The sequence below is a fragment of the Thalassotalea mangrovi genome (genome assembly GCF_005116735.1).
GTDB lineage: Bacteria > Pseudomonadota > Gammaproteobacteria > Enterobacterales > Alteromonadaceae > Thalassotalea_A > Thalassotalea_A mangrovi.
The window spans coordinates 44,905-59,932 of sequence record NZ_SWDB01000032.1 but is presented as its reverse complement, the minus strand read 5'-3'; the positions used below and the strand labels follow the sequence as shown (position 1 = coordinate 59,932).

The following is a 15,028-nucleotide window of genomic DNA, read 5'->3' as shown; positions in this document are numbered from 1 at the left end:
ACACAACACAACAAAGCCAATTGGGAAATGAACAATGAAATTGACAAAGTTATTCACAACAATCTTATTCATCATCACAATATGCGCCTCTGCAAGCTGGGGACTTTTTTATGTGAGTGAATATGTTTCTGGAAAAGAATATGTTGAGTATTTACAAAACAACAAAGAATCTAAAACCTTATCAGAGCCGTTTGAGTTTGACTTGATAAAGGGAGATATAAGCCGCCACTCGTTAATCCTTGTTGGCGAGATTCACGGCTTTCACGCCCCAACGGAGTTCGACGTAGAATTTTTTACGCACCTAAGAAAACATTTTAACGTTGAAACTTACCTGCTTGAAATGGACTTTAGCCAAGCGTATTTCATGAATAAGTACAACCAAACTGGCGATGAGACAATTCTTGAAAGGGTGCTCCAAAATTGGGTAGTAGGAATTGGTCAGGATAATTCATCCTATAAAAAACGTTGGCAGAAATTACAGAATCTCTATCAAACTGGTGCCACCTTTCAGTATCTAGGCAACGATAAACTGCGCGACATTGCACTACTATATGCGCATATTAATGAGTTAGATGAACAGTTGCTATATGGTGTTGATACTGAAAAATCAGAAAAGGAATTACTTCAATTTGCGCTTGAGGCGATAAATAACCGGTTGGCGATGGATATATCAGAAAGCCTCAGTCGCCAGTTAACTCACATAAAACGCAATATCGAGCATAAGATTGAAGATACACATAGAGAAGAAGTGTTAACAACTAATCTCCTTGATTTATACGAGCTTTATGGTCTTTTTGACAAGCAAGTTTATGGATTTTACGGGTTAGGCCACACACTGTTGAACCCCATTGCAGAGGGTCACAATCCGATGGCGTCCAGATTGACTGAACACGACACCTGGTTTTCAGATAATACACTCGCTATCAACATGGTGTTTGTTGACAGTGACATGACAGTAAGAAGTAATACATTACCTTCTTTTATACAGGATGAAGGGACTTATTCAAAATTGTCAGTATCTTACGATAGCCTTCTTACTTATTATGCATATGGCATTATGGATCTTAAACAAACTACAAGTCGAGGAACTAAAACGCTATTCAAGTTAAACAATACCGATAGCCCATATCAACGAAGTCAACGCTTGTTTAATGCCTTTAAACTGTTGCCGATGGGCCAGACGATAACCGCAAGAGAAGATTCGGTAACGACAGATTACGGTCAGTATTTGCTGTTTATTCGAGATTCAGATTGGGCCATTCCATAAACAACATTTAAGCACCTTATATAAAAAACCCCGTAACCCAATAGGTTACGGGGTTAATGAAACAGTATGTGTTTCGATGAACGGTTGGCGCCAGGCTTACATCATTCCACCCCAAAGCCTTCTCACCCCGCAACCTAGCGTATTTAAAGGGATTATGGCAACATAAGTGTCTACATTTATGCCTACTTTAGTGACTACATGCCTGCAATCAATAAATATCTCAAGTTAAAGAAAACAGCAGCAACTGGTGGTATCAGCGACGAGTGCCAAAAGCCATCCAGCACCTGGTGATTGATGCCGAGCGAATTGATATCAGCCTAAACACAGCCGATATAAACGTGGCCAGAAAACGAAGGGACATAATAAACGGTAGACTGGCAAAATTAGAATTGGACCCTCTCTCAACCCCGCAAAAAGTTAAAAACATAGTCGACGGAGACTATAAAAACGCTGAGAACAGACGAGAGCGATTTATTCAACTTGTTAACACTATGGAAAAAGACAAACAGGAACACCCTGTAGACTGGGACTTACCCTACGACACTGACCGTGCCGACCAAGTTTTTCTAGATGCATACCAGACCGTTAACGGCTCCAGAAATTTCAGATATAAATACAAAGTCACTATAAAAGAGTCTCTCAAGGACTGGGTCGAGAACTATGAAAACCGCAGAAAACCAGACCATGTAGGTAAAGTCAAAAAATCTGTTGTTAGTTTTTTGGAATACCTTGATGTCGATAATATTTTACTTGAAGATATTAACAGCAAGATTGTCATGGAATACATCGACTTTATGCTGGATAACTATAAAAAGACTACAGTGCAAGGTTATATCAGCCGATTAAAAGGCATTTGGAAATACTCAAAAAAACTCAATGACGTTGCTGGCGATTGCCCTTTTGATGGGCACGAATTTTATAGTGAAGATGAGGTAGATAAAGCTGATATCCATACCCCTGAGGCAATGCAGTGGATGAAAAATAATTTAGCCACAAGCGAACCGAATAAACGACTTCTTTTTGAACTTGGTGTTTTCACTGGATGCAGAATATCAGAGCTATGCAATCTCAGGGTGAAAAACATAGTCACCCAAGGGGATATTATTGCCATAGATATTGAGAAAGGTAAAAACTCCTCAGCAACCAGGACAATTCCGTTAACAACGGAACTTGGGTTACGAGTTAAAAGTCATGCAGAGTCCAAACAAGATGATGATTTGCTACTTGACTTAACACCAAAAGATGCCAGCAGATGGTTTTCAAGAATAAAGCGTGCCAATATTTCCACCGACAGAACAAAATGCTTTCACTCATTTCGCGCAATGTTCTCAACCGCTTTACAACGAGCAGAGGTTAACGAACTTAAGGCGGCTGCATTGGTTGGGCACGCCCGAGGCAAAACAATGACATATGGTTATTACTCTCGCGGTTACGAACTTGAGCAACTAAAAGAGGCCTATGACCAATGCATCCCCCACCTAACTTGGTAGATGCCCCTAATACAACAATAAGACAATTAGATTGCGACCACCCCAAAAAAATGCATAATCTATTGATGTAGTTAAAAATTTATACGGATGTTTATGGTCACCAAGATAAAAGTAGCAATTGGGGTAGTGGTTTCATTACACATACTTTTCCCCTTTATGGGGTATGTCGCCTGGGGGCATGGCCTTGACGGCGTCAAAACAACAGCGATGGGTAATTGCGAAGCATACGAATACCTAATAAATGAATACGATGACTACGACAAAGCTCACAGCACGTTAATCGATGCCGCTAGAGACCTGGAGAGATATGGCTACAGGATTCACACTCTAAGCAAAGACAAGACCATCAAACTGTTTGCAAACCACTTAAGCAGATCAGAAGCATACACAAAGATATTGTTTCGGATGTACTCTAAATTTGACGACTTCATTAAAAGCCCGTGTGCAGATACAATTTTAGATGAAAAGTTCAGAAGAGAATTAGTCGAAATGCATGCCGAAAAAGGTTGGTCCTTGGGCGCTGTCCCTTACATTGGCGATTATAACCGATTCGTTATACGCAATATCAAAAACCCCATCCTAGAATTATTCGAATAACACTCAGCTGCCGATACATTTTGGCTGAATAAATATTCCCATAGGGTGCACCCTGCGAGAAAAGTTTGTCAAATTACAAAAAACCACCCTAAAGAAGTCTTTCCGGGTGGTTTTTTAATTATTCACAAGGGTATAGCCTAAAGCATACACTCATTATGTAGCGGTTATAACGTGCAGGTTGCTAGGAGATCCTGTAGTGATCTGTATGGAGCTCTGTGGTCTTCGTAAGGTCATTAGATCAGCTCATGGAGATATGGCTTGCATGGGTCGCTCAGAGCGTCTCAGCTTACTCTAAGCGAATGGTTGTCGGTACAGTGGCATAATGCTCACTGAGGCACAGGGGTACGGGGGGAAACTGGCAGCTTTAATGGTCGAGGTATGGTCTCAGATTTTTCACCATTGATAGTTTTTCTTTAAAAATAATGAAAACCCACTTGAGTTTTTTCTCTACGCCCCAAGTTAATAAAATGTTAACAATAAAGACTCAAGGAGGTCATATGAGCAACACAATTAAGTTAAAATCAGGAGACATCGTAATGCTAAAATCAGGTGGTCCTGAAATGACAGTTAAAGAAGAAGTCTCCCCAAATAACTATAAATGCCAGTGGTTTGCCGGTAAAAAGCTTGACATGGGGGTGTTCCCATTTGATTCTTTAACTACTATAACTGCCGAAGGATAGATATGACAGAAGTAGATGTTTCTTTATGGATGAAGGAACAGCTAGATAAAGATGGCTGTTTATATCAGGACGACGTAGTTGACTATCTTGTCAAATCAAAGGCTGAAATTCACCTGAAAGAAAACGCTGACGGCAACTTAGCGATACAAAGAAAAGTTCTTAATCAATTCCGTAAACATACTGGAGAGAGCGTTGTTTGGGTAAAGCCCGATAAGTACTGGAGATTTCGGGTCGCAGAAGATGAACCTGGCCGTGAAGCCAGAGGTTAACATCTGAGTGAATCGAGCTGTTTGTTTTTCAATAATAGAAGGCATTCAGCTCGTTATAACGCAGTGTTTTCAGCCCTGACCATGTCGCGAAAGTTCTCCCTGAACACTCAATATCTCTGCGTAACTCTCAGCAGACTCCAAGCTCCCGAACAGTTCTATCAGCGCAGCTTTGCGCTTCAACCTGATATGCAGTGATACCTGATGTTGTTTCTGTAGATAGAGCCAAGTAGCGACAAGTGCTCTAGGTGGTAATGAACGATGATTCTTCATGAGTAGCAATCCTTTGCTGTTGTGGACTCTACTTGAGCCTAGTAGCGCTCGAACCAATGTCCAGATTATGTACATGATGAATTTTCACCTGTCAGCCAACAGAATTAGAAACCACCGAACCTAGAGCCACGAGCTTTCTTTCTTTGCACCATTTCACGGCGTGCTTGAATCTGTGCTTCATCTCTGGCAGCCAGATCTTCTTTCGAAACGTCATCAGTTGGAAGGGCTAAAGGAACTTTAAACGAAATATTATTAATAGCTTTGCTGCTTTTAGCTGAATCTCCGCCAGCACTGAGAGTTAGCAAACTAGCAACATTAAGTTTCGCTTTTGCATCAGTTTCAGCTTCTTCTACTACGGTTACAGAAACGTCAAAATCAACTAGGAAAATGTTTTGTCCATTTGGTAGCACACCGAAATGTGAATCACCTGTATTTTCGGCTTTCTCTCTGTGGGCTGGATTAACAACCCCTCCTGAGTTTCGGATTTCTTCTTGAGCATCTTTAATTCCCGCAGAAATCTGTATGAGGGTTTCTTTCACAAATTCTTTTAATTCCATTTGAGTTTTGTTCCTTTGTTATATGTGACATTCGATAAATGATTAGTCCAAAAAAAAGGGACGTACCTTAGACTGTCTAAAAAACTGTCTAGAATACTGTCCCTTTTACTGTCTAGATGGGTATGTAAGCGATTGATTTACAAGGACTTAAAAAAGCTCTTGTAGTTTACATCATACCGCCCATGCCACCCATACCGCCCATGCCGCCCATATCAGGCATACCAGCAGCTGGAGCATCTTCTTTCACTTCAGTAACCATAGCTTCAGTGGTTAGCATTAAGCCGGCAACAGAAGCAGCAAATTGCAGCGCACTACGGGTAACTTTAGTTGGATCCAGGATACCCATTTCCAGCATATCACCGTAGGTGCTGTTACCTGCGTTATAACCAAAGTTACCTTCGCCATTGCGAACCGCGTTTAACACAACAGAGGCTTCATCACCGCAGTTAGTTACGATTTGACGCAGTGGCGCTTCCATCGCACGCAATGCAACGTTGATACCATGAGTCTGGTCTTCGTTAGCACCTTCAAGCGATTTCAGTTTATCGGCAACACGTACCAGGGCTGTACCACCACCGGCAACCACACCTTCTTCAACCGCAGCACGGGTTGCGTGCAGAGCGTCTTCTACGCGAGCTTTCTTTTCTTTCATTTCTACTTCAGTGGCAGCACCAACTTTGATGACCGCAACACCGCCAGCAAGCTTAGCTAAACGCTCCTGAAGTTTTTCTTTATCGTAATCTGAACTTGACTCTTCAATCTGGCCACGGATTTGCGCAACACGAGCCTGAATTTCAGCCTCATCACCGATACCATCGATGATTGTGGTGTTGTCTTTAGAGATAACGACACGTTTAGCCTGACCTAAGTCTTCCAATGTCGCTTTCTCCAGCTCCATGCCGATTTCTTCAGAGATTACGGTACCAGCAGTCAGAGTTGCGATGTCTTGCAGCATGGCTTTACGACGATCGCCAAAGCCAGGGGCTTTAACCGCAGCAACTTTAACAATACCGCGCATGTTGTTTACCACTAACGTTGCTAAAGCTTCACCTTCAACATCTTCAGCGATGATAAGTAACGGCTTGCCCGCTTTCGCTACCGCTTCCAGCGTAGACAACAGTTCACGGATATTAGAAATTTTCTTATCAACCAATAGGATGAATGGATTGTCCAGCTCAACTGCACCGCTTTCCTGGTTGTTGATAAAGTACGGAGACAGGTAACCGCGGTCAAACTGCATACCTTCAACCACGTCCAGCTCGTCGGATAGAGCCTGACCTTCTTCAACCGTAATAACGCCTTCTGTACCCACTCGATCCATCGCTGTGGCAATGATTTCACCAACAGTTTTGTCTGAGTTTGCAGAGATAGTACCTACCTGCTCAATCGCTTTGTTGTCAGCACATTTTTGTGACAAGCCTTTTAGCTCTTCAACCGCTGCAGTTACCGCTTGATCGATACCGCGCTTCAGGTCCATTGGGTTCATGCCTGCGGCAATAGATTTTAAACCTTCGGTAACGATGGCTTGTGCCAGAACGGTCGCTGTAGTTGTACCGTCACCGGCTTCGTCATTGGCTTTAGAAGCAACTTCTTTAACCATCTGTGCGCCCATGTTCTCAAACTTGTCTGCAAGTTCAATTTCTTTAGCAACACTTACACCATCTTTGGTGATTGTTGGACCACCGAAGCTTTTGTCCAATACGACGTTACGACCTTTTGGTCCCAACGTTACTTTTACTGCGTCAGCAAGAATGTTGACACCTTTTAACATTTTTACGCGAGCATCATTTCCGAATAATACTTCTTTAGCTGCCATGATAAATTCCTTAAATTGGTTACCGCGCGATTGCACGCATGAGTATTCTGTTTACTGAATAAAAGTTTTTCGATCGAGGCTATTACTCAACGATAGCCAGAATATCGCTTTCACTTAGAATCAATACGTCTTCACCGTCCAGCTTTTCAGTTTTGACACCGTAGCCTTCGTTAAAGATTACCTGATCGCCGACTTTCACATCTAAGGCACGAACTTCACCATTTTCCAAAATACGGCCGTTACCTACTGCGATAACTTCACCGCGAGTAGATTTTTCAGCGGCACTGCCGGTTAACACGATTCCGCCAGCGGATTTTGCTTCAACTTCCTGGCGTTTGATGATCACACGATCATGTAAAGGACGAATGCTCATTAATCTCTCCTGATTTGGTATTTAATGATTAACATACAAGTTGTTTAAGTGTTCAAATGGGGGTAAAAATTTTACTCTCAAGTCACCAAGGGCAATTTTTTTTGCAAAATTTAAAAAAAATAAAAAATTTGCAGTCCCTGTCGTTCCCAGAAGAAATTCTTCAATCTTTGCGCTCGTATTCGCCTTCAAGCGTTGATGGCTGACGAGGTTGATTTGAATCCGGATTTCCCGCAAAAGGATCATTATCGGGTTCGCTTATATCTTGCTGGTACGAACCAAACCCTTGTTGAAAGCCAAAGTGCTGGCCTTGCCTGGCAACCATATGAGGTTTTATTTTATTGACCAGGAATTGTCGTGATACCGGCCACAACAACAGCAGGCCTAAGGCATCGGTAATAAAACCCGGGGTCAACAAGGTCACGCCGGAGACCAGCAATAACACAGACGCAATGATTTCGTCGGACGGCATTTGTCCGCTCGCCAGTTTCGCTTGCATCGACTGCATGGTCGACATACCCTGCTGTTTAACCAGGGTTGCACCAAGCCAGGCGGTTAAAATAACCAGAGCAACAGTGGGTAATGCGCCAAGCACACTGCCGACATTGATCAACAGCAAAATCTCCAGCACCGGCACAAAAATAAACAATAAAAATAGAATTCTAAACATGAAGTGAGACAAATTTAATGGTGGACTGAAACAGATATGGGGATTTTCTGGTCTATTTCAACCTGGTTTCTTCTGGGATAAACTGTAATACCAATCATATTAAGTTTGTGCACAACTCAGAGTTAGGGCAGAGGTTCATTTGCAACATAGATTTCATTGATATAGTCATTCTATATTACTGAATATCTACGGCCGGAAATGAACCTCTGGTAAACTCCCTACGGGTGAGTTTTAAAGGCGTTTATCCTGCGTTACTGATTTTGACAATGGAGTAACCATTCTCTGCAATCAAAGCCTTGCATAAATGCCTTTAAATTCTCACTGAGTGAGCAATAATTTAATGTGATTGGTATAACCATGATAAAACCAAACTCGAGTGACTGCATGCATCAAGTGATTTTGTGTACCTGCCCGGATAAAAGCAGTGCCTTGTCCATCGCCAATGCGCTAGTTGACGAAAGGCTCGCCGCTTGTGTAAATATCCAGGAATCGATAACCTCCATTTACCAGTGGCAGGGCGAACGTCAACAGGATCAGGAAGTGTTGCTGATTATTAAATCGCGACGCGATCGGTTTACCGCACTCGAAAAACGAATCACTGCGATGCATCCTTATGATGTCGCAGAAATCATTGCCATGGATATTCAGCAAGGCAATGAGGAATATTTAAACTGGATAGACTCAACGGTGACAAAACAATAATGCGCGCTTTTCTTCGATTATTTGTATTACTTTTTTGTGTCGTAGGCACAGTAGCCCAGGCTCAAAATTCGCCCTTCGACACGTCGATGGATTCCTTGTTCTCCAACCAGGACGAATTCTTACCGGTCGATCAGGCCTTCCAGTTTGACTTCAACCAGCAAGGTAATCAGGTTGAAGTGTATTTCAATATCGCCGATGGCTATTACCTGTACAAAAGTAAGCTGAAATTTGATAGTGACTCCGCCGAATTTCAATTGCCGCTGTTACCACAGGGTGAAGAACAGGAAGATGAATTCTTTGGTATTCAGGAAGTCTATTATCAACAGCTGAAATTTAACCTTGGCATCGATAAGGCAACCGATGACAGCAGTATTACCCTGACCTATCAGGGCTGTGCCGCTAAAGGTTTGTGTTATCCGCCAACCAAGAAAGTCATTTATCTGTCGGCAGTCAATCAAGACAATGACAGTGCCGCAATTTTAGGCGCCATTGGTGCCGCCGGTGATACCGCCAGCAAAGATACTCAATCTGAAAATATTACGGCAACGTCAGCAACCACCTCCGATAGCGAGCAGTTTGAGCTCGCCTCCCTGCTTTCGGGCGACAATTTGCTGTTGATCCTCCTAACCTTTTTTGGCCTGGGAATTTTACTGTCGTTTACTCCCTGCGTGTTTCCCATGTACCCAATTCTGACCGGAATCATTGTTGGTCACGGCGATAAGCTTTCGACTGCTAAGGCCGCTTCCCTGTCAATGGCGTATGTGCAGGGGATGGCAATTACTTACACCATCTTAGGTGTTGTTGTAGCACTGGCTGGTGCCCAATTTCAGGCAGCGTTCCAACATCCGGCCATTCTGATTGGCCTGAGTGTTCTGTTTGTTGTGCTGGCCTTATCCATGTTTGGTGTATTCAACCTGTCGATGCCAGCGTCCTGGCAACAAAAACTGAACCAACTGAGCAACTCGCAAAAAGGTGGCTCTATGGTATCTGTATTTGTGATGGGGGCGATTTCAGGATTAGTCGCTTCACCCTGTACCACAGCCCCCCTTACCGGCATCCTGATCTATATAGCCCAGTCTGGTGATATCGTTCTTGGCGCAACAGCCCTATATGCACTAAGCATGGGCATGGGCTTACCGCTGCTTATATTAGGCAGCTCTGGTGGCAAGCTACTGCCCAAAGCGGGCAATTGGATGAATGTGATTAAGAACGTATTTGGACTGCTGTTACTGGCGGTACCCATTTTCCTGTTAGAACGGTTAATTCCCGAAAGTATCGGCAACCTGTTATGGGCGGCCCTGTTGCTGGCAAGCGCGACTTACTTTTACGTCGTCAATAATGATAACCGTAAGTCACCAGCAGGATTTTTCTGGGGTTTGCGTTCGTTAATCATTTTCCTGATGTTATTTGCTGGCGGACAATTGGCCTATCAAACCTTGTTTAGTGCTCCGCAGCAACAGGCTGCGGCTCACAAGGAGTTTGTAAAAGTGGCAACCATTGATGAGTTGAATTCGCAAATCACCAAAGCGAATGCCAATGGCCAGACCGTGATGCTGGATCTCTATGCCGACTGGTGCATCGCCTGTAAAGAATTTGAGAAGTACACTTTCCCACAAGCGTCGGTGCAACAGGCACTGCATAATACCGTGATGCTACAAGCAGATCTCACCGATTTGGGCAAACCTGAAAACCTGGCATTTATGGAACAATACGATGTGTTCGGCCTGCCCTCAATTCTGTTTTTCGATGAAAACGGCCAGGAGCTCGATAAAAACAGAGTCACCGGATTTATGGAGGCCGATAAATTCGCCGCCCACATTAACCAGATTTTCAATTAACCCCCAGTAAATGGGACTTGTTGTCCCTCCATTTTTGCCGAAAGTGCATGGTATACCGTTGCACTTCGGCAATTAGCGGTCACAAAAAACACCGCCAACCCCGCGAATTCAAAGGTTAAATTACAGCGAACGTCGGTGATTAGACCAGTATTTTGATGCTATATTCTTCGAAATCTCTATAATGTGCAGATAAATGCAAATTCTGATGGTTTTTTCATCATTTTTCATGTTGAATGACGTTAAAGACCAAAAAGCTCGGTAAAGAGCTATGAATTTCAGGAAGTTAGAGAATAATGACAGCAAAACATAATGTGCTTGTAATCAATGGTCCCAATTTAAATCGCCTCGGTTTGCGACAGCCACATATTTATGGCTCCCAGACCCTGGACGAGATCATTGAATCTCTGACTCAGAAAGCGGAATCTTTGAATATTGCACTGGATCATTTTCAATCGAATGCGGAACACGAGTTGATTGATCGAATCCACCAGGCTTCTGAGAAAACGGACTTCATCATTATCAACCCGGCAGCGTTCACCCACACCAGCGTGGCATTGCGCGATGCCCTGTTGAGTATTGATGTTCCTTTTATCGAAGTTCATCTGTCCAATATTCATAGCCGCGAACCATTTAGACATCATTCCTACCTTTCGGATATTGCCGAAGGGGTTATTTGTGGATGTGGCCCCCAAGGATACGCCATGGCGCTGGATGCCGCCGCACACTTTTTAGCACAGAATAATTAAAGATATATAAGGTACTGTAATGGATATTCGTAAAATCAAAAAATTAATCGAGCTGGTTGAAGAATCAGGTATCAGTGAGTTGGAAATTTCTGAAGGTGAAGAGTCAGTACGCATCAGTCGTGCCAGCTCAGTTGCTGCGCCTGTTGCTCCGCAAGCGTTTGTTGCGCCTGCCGCAGCTCCTGCGGCTCCTGCGCCAGCAGCAGAATCAGCACCTGCAAGTGCAGAAATCACCGGTCACGTTGTACGTTCACCTATGGTTGGTACTTTCTATTCGTCACCATCTCCAGATGCGCCAGCATTCGTTGAAGTGGGTCAGCACGTTAATGCCGGTGATACGTTATGTATCGTTGAAGCGATGAAAATGATGAACCAAATCGAAGCGGATAAGTCTGGTGTTATCAAGCAAATCCTGGCACAGAACGAAGATACCATCGAATTCGACCAACCATTATTCGTAATCGAGTAAGCAGGCGAAGGAAGGCTGATTCCATGTTGAAAAAAGTAGTTATCGCCAACCGAGGCGAAATAGCTCTGCGTATTCTGCGAGCTTGTAAAGAACTGGGTATCGAAACCGTTGCCGTCCACTCGACTGCAGATAAAAACCTTAAGCACGTATTACTGGCTGACGAAACTATCTGTATCGGAAAGCCGGCAGCGACTGACAGTTATCTGAATATTCCTCGTATTATTACCGCAGCAGAAGTGACTAATGCCGATGGCATCCACCCAGGATATGGTTTCCTGGCAGAAAACGCGGATTTTGCTGAGCAGGTAGAAGATTCAGGTTTTAGCTTTATCGGCCCCATGGCGGATAGCATTCGCTTAATGGGTGATAAAGTTTCCGCAATCCAGGCAATGAAAGATGCCGGCGTTCCTTGCGTTCCAGGCTCAGATGGCCCGTTAACAGACGATGCAGAAGCGAATCTTGCCCACGGTCGTCGTATTGGCTACCCAGTGATCATCAAAGCCTCTGGTGGTGGCGGTGGCCGCGGTATGCGCGTCGTACGTGAAGAATCTAATCTGCTGGAAGCGATTCAGTTAACCAAAGCTGAAGCACGCGCAGCATTTAATAATGACATGGTTTACATGGAAAAATTCCTGGAAAACCCTCGTCATGTTGAAATTCAGGTACTGGCTGACGGCCAGGGTAATGCTATCCACTTGGGTGAGCGTGACTGTTCAATGCAGCGCCGTCATCAGAAAGTGGTAGAAGAAGCACCTGCCCCAGGTATTAGTGAAGAGCTGCGTGCGGAAATTGGTAAGCGTTGTTGTAATGCCTGTATCGAAATCAACTATCGTGGCGCTGGTACCTTTGAGTTCCTATACGAAAATGGTGAATTCTACTTCATTGAGATGAATACCCGTATCCAGGTAGAGCATCCGGTTACCGAGATGATCACTGGTGTTGATTTGATCAAAGAGCAATTACGCATTGCCAGCGGTATGCCATTAAGCATCAAGCAGGAAGATATCAAGGTTCACGGTCATGCGATTGAATGCCGTATTAATGCAGAAGACCCGCGTACCTTTATCCCATCCCCGGGCAAGATAACGCGCTTCCACCCACCAGGTGGATTAGGTGTTCGCTGGGATTCTCACGTATATACAGAGTATTCGGTACCACCACATTACGACTCGATGATAGGTAAACTGATCACTTATGGTGAGAGTCGAGAAGTAGCGATCGCGCGAATGAAAAATGCCTTGAATGAATTAGTGATTGATGGCATTAAAACCAATATCACCCTGCAGGAAGACATCATGAATGATGCTGGCTTTGCGCGTGGTGGTGCAAACATTCATTACCTTGAAAAGAAACTTGCGGATATCGAATAATCGATACCGCCCGTCTCCTGACACGGTCAGATTTCTGTGAAATTGACTGAAAACTGTAATGAGATTGAAAACCCTGCTTGCAGGGTTTTTTTATGTCTGTTCAAATAGACCCTTAACTATTAACGGCACAATAATTCCTAAAAATAATTTGAGATTGAGATTTTCATGACCCAATCAACAACGACTCAACTGGAAAAACCACAACCACCCGCTGAAGGTGAATGCTGCGAAAGCGGTGTCTGCGATCCCTGTGTCTGGGATTTCTACTACAAAGAATTGCAACAATGGCGAATTCAACAAAGTGAGCTGCAAGCAGTTCAGGAAAAGTAATTGCAACTTACGTCGGGTCATCCAACAATTAAGGTTGACCCTGATATACATCTTCCTGCTTTCTTCTCAACCCCTCACCTCGCACCTGTCGATACACAAGATTTCCGCCGCATTTTAAAAATTATTTCCATAACCTGCTAATATCAAAAAAATACTATACTCGAAAGTATCTGATTTTATGTTCCGCTGAGTTGTGGCCTGGAGCACCAACTTGATAGATCAGCAAAGGAATAAGATTTGTTTTTATGGAGGGACTGAAACAAACAAAAAGAAACTGAGGAACATAAATGAAATTGGTATCGCCATTCTTTAAAACCATCTTGCTTATTCCAATCTTGCTGACATTAGCTATGATAAGCAATCCCGCAGCCGCCGTCTTAGTATCCCTGGATTTTAATGGTAACGATTGCTCCGGCGTATTCGACCCACAATTTGAAGAAAGCTACTTTCTTCGCACCGATCTCCCGAAAGGAGAAAGAAGCTTTGATGACTGCTGGATTTTTGCTGCAGACTTCCCGGATGAACTTATATCCCCGGTAATTGGAAAGTTTGAACCTTCTCAAAATGGCGGCTTTAATCTGAGCGATGTATCTGGCAACTTCCCTGATGTAGACGGCGGTGAATGGGAGTTCATGCTTGATGCTGATGGCGATTTATCCCAGGGCAATTGGACTTATAACCCTGACGAGGGTGAAGATGACCCAGGTATCCGTTTCTGGGTAGCCAAAGCAGGAGATGGTTTTACCTTATACTGGGAAGTTTCCGATGAAGACTACGCCAATTTATGCGGTGGTGGCGCCTCGGTAAACACCCTTGCCTGTATGAGTGCTGCCGAAACAATAACGGCGGGAAGCTGGGATACAGGCATGCAGGACTTGTCCCATATCACCTTTTACAACACGGGATTAGAACCCCCATCACAAGTTTCTGAAGGAAACACAACCGCCTTGTTTACACTCGGCCTTATCGGCCTGTTAACCGCTCGGCGGCAATCCAAAATAAACCGCCAAACCTGAAAATCTCTCCTTCAAAGGTTGTTTGGCTGCCTATCGGCAGCCTTTGTCATTATTGACGATGCCAGAATACTGAAAATCCCAAGACTAGATCCGGGGTATCGTCAACTCGTTAGTAAAAAGGCAAAAAGTTAACGTGAAGATGTGTCAACAATGTTGACACTGTGCCATTAATACATCCTTCTAAGCCAGCCACCTTCACCTCGCTACCAATTAACACAATATCTGGTTCAGATTGCGTAACGCCTCACAGGTCGTTAATTATTAGCCCAATAGTTGTTAAAAAAATTGACTGTTTCATATGTTGCCACAGATGCCCCAAGTTTCATCCCATTAGGACGATTGTTTAGTCCCCGAGCAAGGCGCCGTAACCACGTACCAACAGCACACCTAACATTGTCACTATCAAATCCGAATATATTTTAAATAGGTCACTTTTATCAATATTGATAAAAATGTCAGGGATCTTTACAGAACTAGCTACCCTGGCACTGAGCGAAAAAATAACCCACTGTAACATAAGGGTTTTTACACATTGGCATATGGTTTGCCTTATTAGATTGCTCGCGCTTTGAGC

The 15,028-nt window shown here is 43.7% G+C and carries 16 protein-coding genes; 12 read left to right on the top strand and 4 right to left on the bottom strand.

Annotated elements, in window-relative coordinates; genetic code table 11:
- The first annotated feature begins 34 nt into the window (after positions 1 to 34).
- From E8M12_RS13470 to E8M12_RS13450, 5 genes are all read left to right on the top strand, one after another.
- A complete protein-coding gene (locus E8M12_RS13470; protein ID WP_136736781.1) occupies positions 35 to 1,267 on the top strand; it encodes a hypothetical protein in 1,233 nt (410 codons plus the stop codon).
- 215 nt (positions 1,268 to 1,482) lie between these two features.
- Positions 1,483 to 2,757, top strand: a complete 1,275-nt coding sequence (locus E8M12_RS13465) for a tyrosine-type recombinase/integrase (RefSeq protein WP_368665696.1) — start codon at positions 1,483 to 1,485, stop codon at positions 2,755 to 2,757.
- 93 nt (positions 2,758 to 2,850) lie between these two features.
- On the top strand, positions 2,851 to 3,354 hold the full coding sequence (locus E8M12_RS13460; RefSeq protein WP_136736780.1) for a hypothetical protein: 504 nt from the start codon (positions 2,851 to 2,853) through the stop codon (positions 3,352 to 3,354).
- Positions 3,355 to 3,851: 497 nt separating this feature from the next.
- Positions 3,852 to 4,034, top strand: coding sequence for a YodC family protein (locus tag E8M12_RS13455; RefSeq protein ID WP_136736779.1), 183 nt, complete (start codon positions 3,852 to 3,854; stop codon positions 4,032 to 4,034).
- Positions 4,035 to 4,036: 2 nt separating this feature from the next.
- Positions 4,037 to 4,303 (top strand): DUF6953 family protein, encoded by a 267-nt coding sequence (locus tag E8M12_RS13450; protein WP_136736778.1) that lies wholly within the window; start codon positions 4,037 to 4,039, stop codon positions 4,301 to 4,303.
- Between the two features lie 374 nt (positions 4,304 to 4,677).
- Here E8M12_RS13450 and E8M12_RS13445 read toward each other — a convergent pair whose 3' ends face one another.
- The 4 genes from E8M12_RS13445 to E8M12_RS13430 all read right to left on the bottom strand — a co-directional run bounded on the left by E8M12_RS13445 (position 4,678) and on the right by E8M12_RS13430 (position 7,986).
- Positions 4,678 to 5,130, bottom strand: coding sequence for a hypothetical protein (locus E8M12_RS13445; RefSeq protein WP_136736777.1), 453 nt, complete (start codon positions 5,128 to 5,130; stop codon positions 4,678 to 4,680).
- A gap of 166 nt (positions 5,131 to 5,296) precedes the next feature.
- Positions 5,297 to 6,946, bottom strand: a complete 1,650-nt coding sequence (gene groL / locus E8M12_RS13440; RefSeq protein WP_136736776.1) for a chaperonin GroEL — start codon at positions 6,944 to 6,946, stop codon at positions 5,297 to 5,299.
- Positions 6,947 to 7,028: 82 nt separating this feature from the next.
- A complete protein-coding gene (locus E8M12_RS13435) occupies positions 7,029 to 7,319 on the bottom strand; it encodes a co-chaperone GroES (protein WP_136736775.1) in 291 nt (96 codons plus the stop codon).
- A gap of 160 nt (positions 7,320 to 7,479) precedes the next feature.
- A complete protein-coding gene (locus E8M12_RS13430) occupies positions 7,480 to 7,986 on the bottom strand; it encodes an FxsA family protein (RefSeq protein WP_136736774.1) in 507 nt (168 codons plus the stop codon).
- 357 nt (positions 7,987 to 8,343) lie between these two features.
- On the opposite strand from E8M12_RS13430, the gene cutA reads away from it, so the two are divergent.
- The 7 genes from cutA (at position 8,344) to E8M12_RS13395 (ending at position 14,454) form a co-directional block, all read left to right on the top strand.
- The gene (cutA, locus tag E8M12_RS13425; protein ID WP_246034145.1) at positions 8,344 to 8,688 is read left to right on the top strand and encodes a divalent-cation tolerance protein CutA; all 345 of its coding nucleotides are present in this window, start codon (positions 8,344 to 8,346) and stop codon (positions 8,686 to 8,688) included.
- On the top strand, positions 8,688 to 10,526 hold the full coding sequence (locus tag E8M12_RS13420; protein WP_136736773.1) for a protein-disulfide reductase DsbD: 1,839 nt from the start codon (positions 8,688 to 8,690) through the stop codon (positions 10,524 to 10,526). Before cutA ends, E8M12_RS13420 begins: the two co-directional genes overlap by 1 nt.
- Before the next feature lie 293 nt (positions 10,527 to 10,819).
- Entirely contained in the window at positions 10,820 to 11,272 is a 453-nt protein-coding gene (aroQ, locus tag E8M12_RS13415) for a type II 3-dehydroquinate dehydratase (protein WP_136736772.1), read from the top strand.
- A gap of 19 nt (positions 11,273 to 11,291) precedes the next feature.
- Positions 11,292 to 11,738, top strand: coding sequence for an acetyl-CoA carboxylase biotin carboxyl carrier protein (gene accB / locus E8M12_RS13410; protein ID WP_136736771.1), 447 nt, complete (start codon positions 11,292 to 11,294; stop codon positions 11,736 to 11,738).
- A 23-nt stretch (positions 11,739 to 11,761) separates the two neighbouring features.
- Positions 11,762 to 13,108, top strand: a complete 1,347-nt coding sequence (accC, locus tag E8M12_RS13405; RefSeq protein ID WP_136736770.1) for an acetyl-CoA carboxylase biotin carboxylase subunit — start codon at positions 11,762 to 11,764, stop codon at positions 13,106 to 13,108.
- Positions 13,109 to 13,273: 165 nt separating this feature from the next.
- Positions 13,274 to 13,438 carry an oxidoreductase-like domain-containing protein gene (locus tag E8M12_RS13400; protein WP_169303142.1) on the top strand — a complete coding sequence of 55 codons (165 nt, stop codon included), beginning with the start codon at positions 13,274 to 13,276 and terminating at the stop codon, positions 13,436 to 13,438.
- 287 nt (positions 13,439 to 13,725) lie between these two features.
- On the top strand, positions 13,726 to 14,454 hold the full coding sequence (locus E8M12_RS13395; protein ID WP_136736769.1) for a hypothetical protein: 729 nt from the start codon (positions 13,726 to 13,728) through the stop codon (positions 14,452 to 14,454).
- Positions 14,455 to 15,028 lie beyond the last annotated feature (574 nt).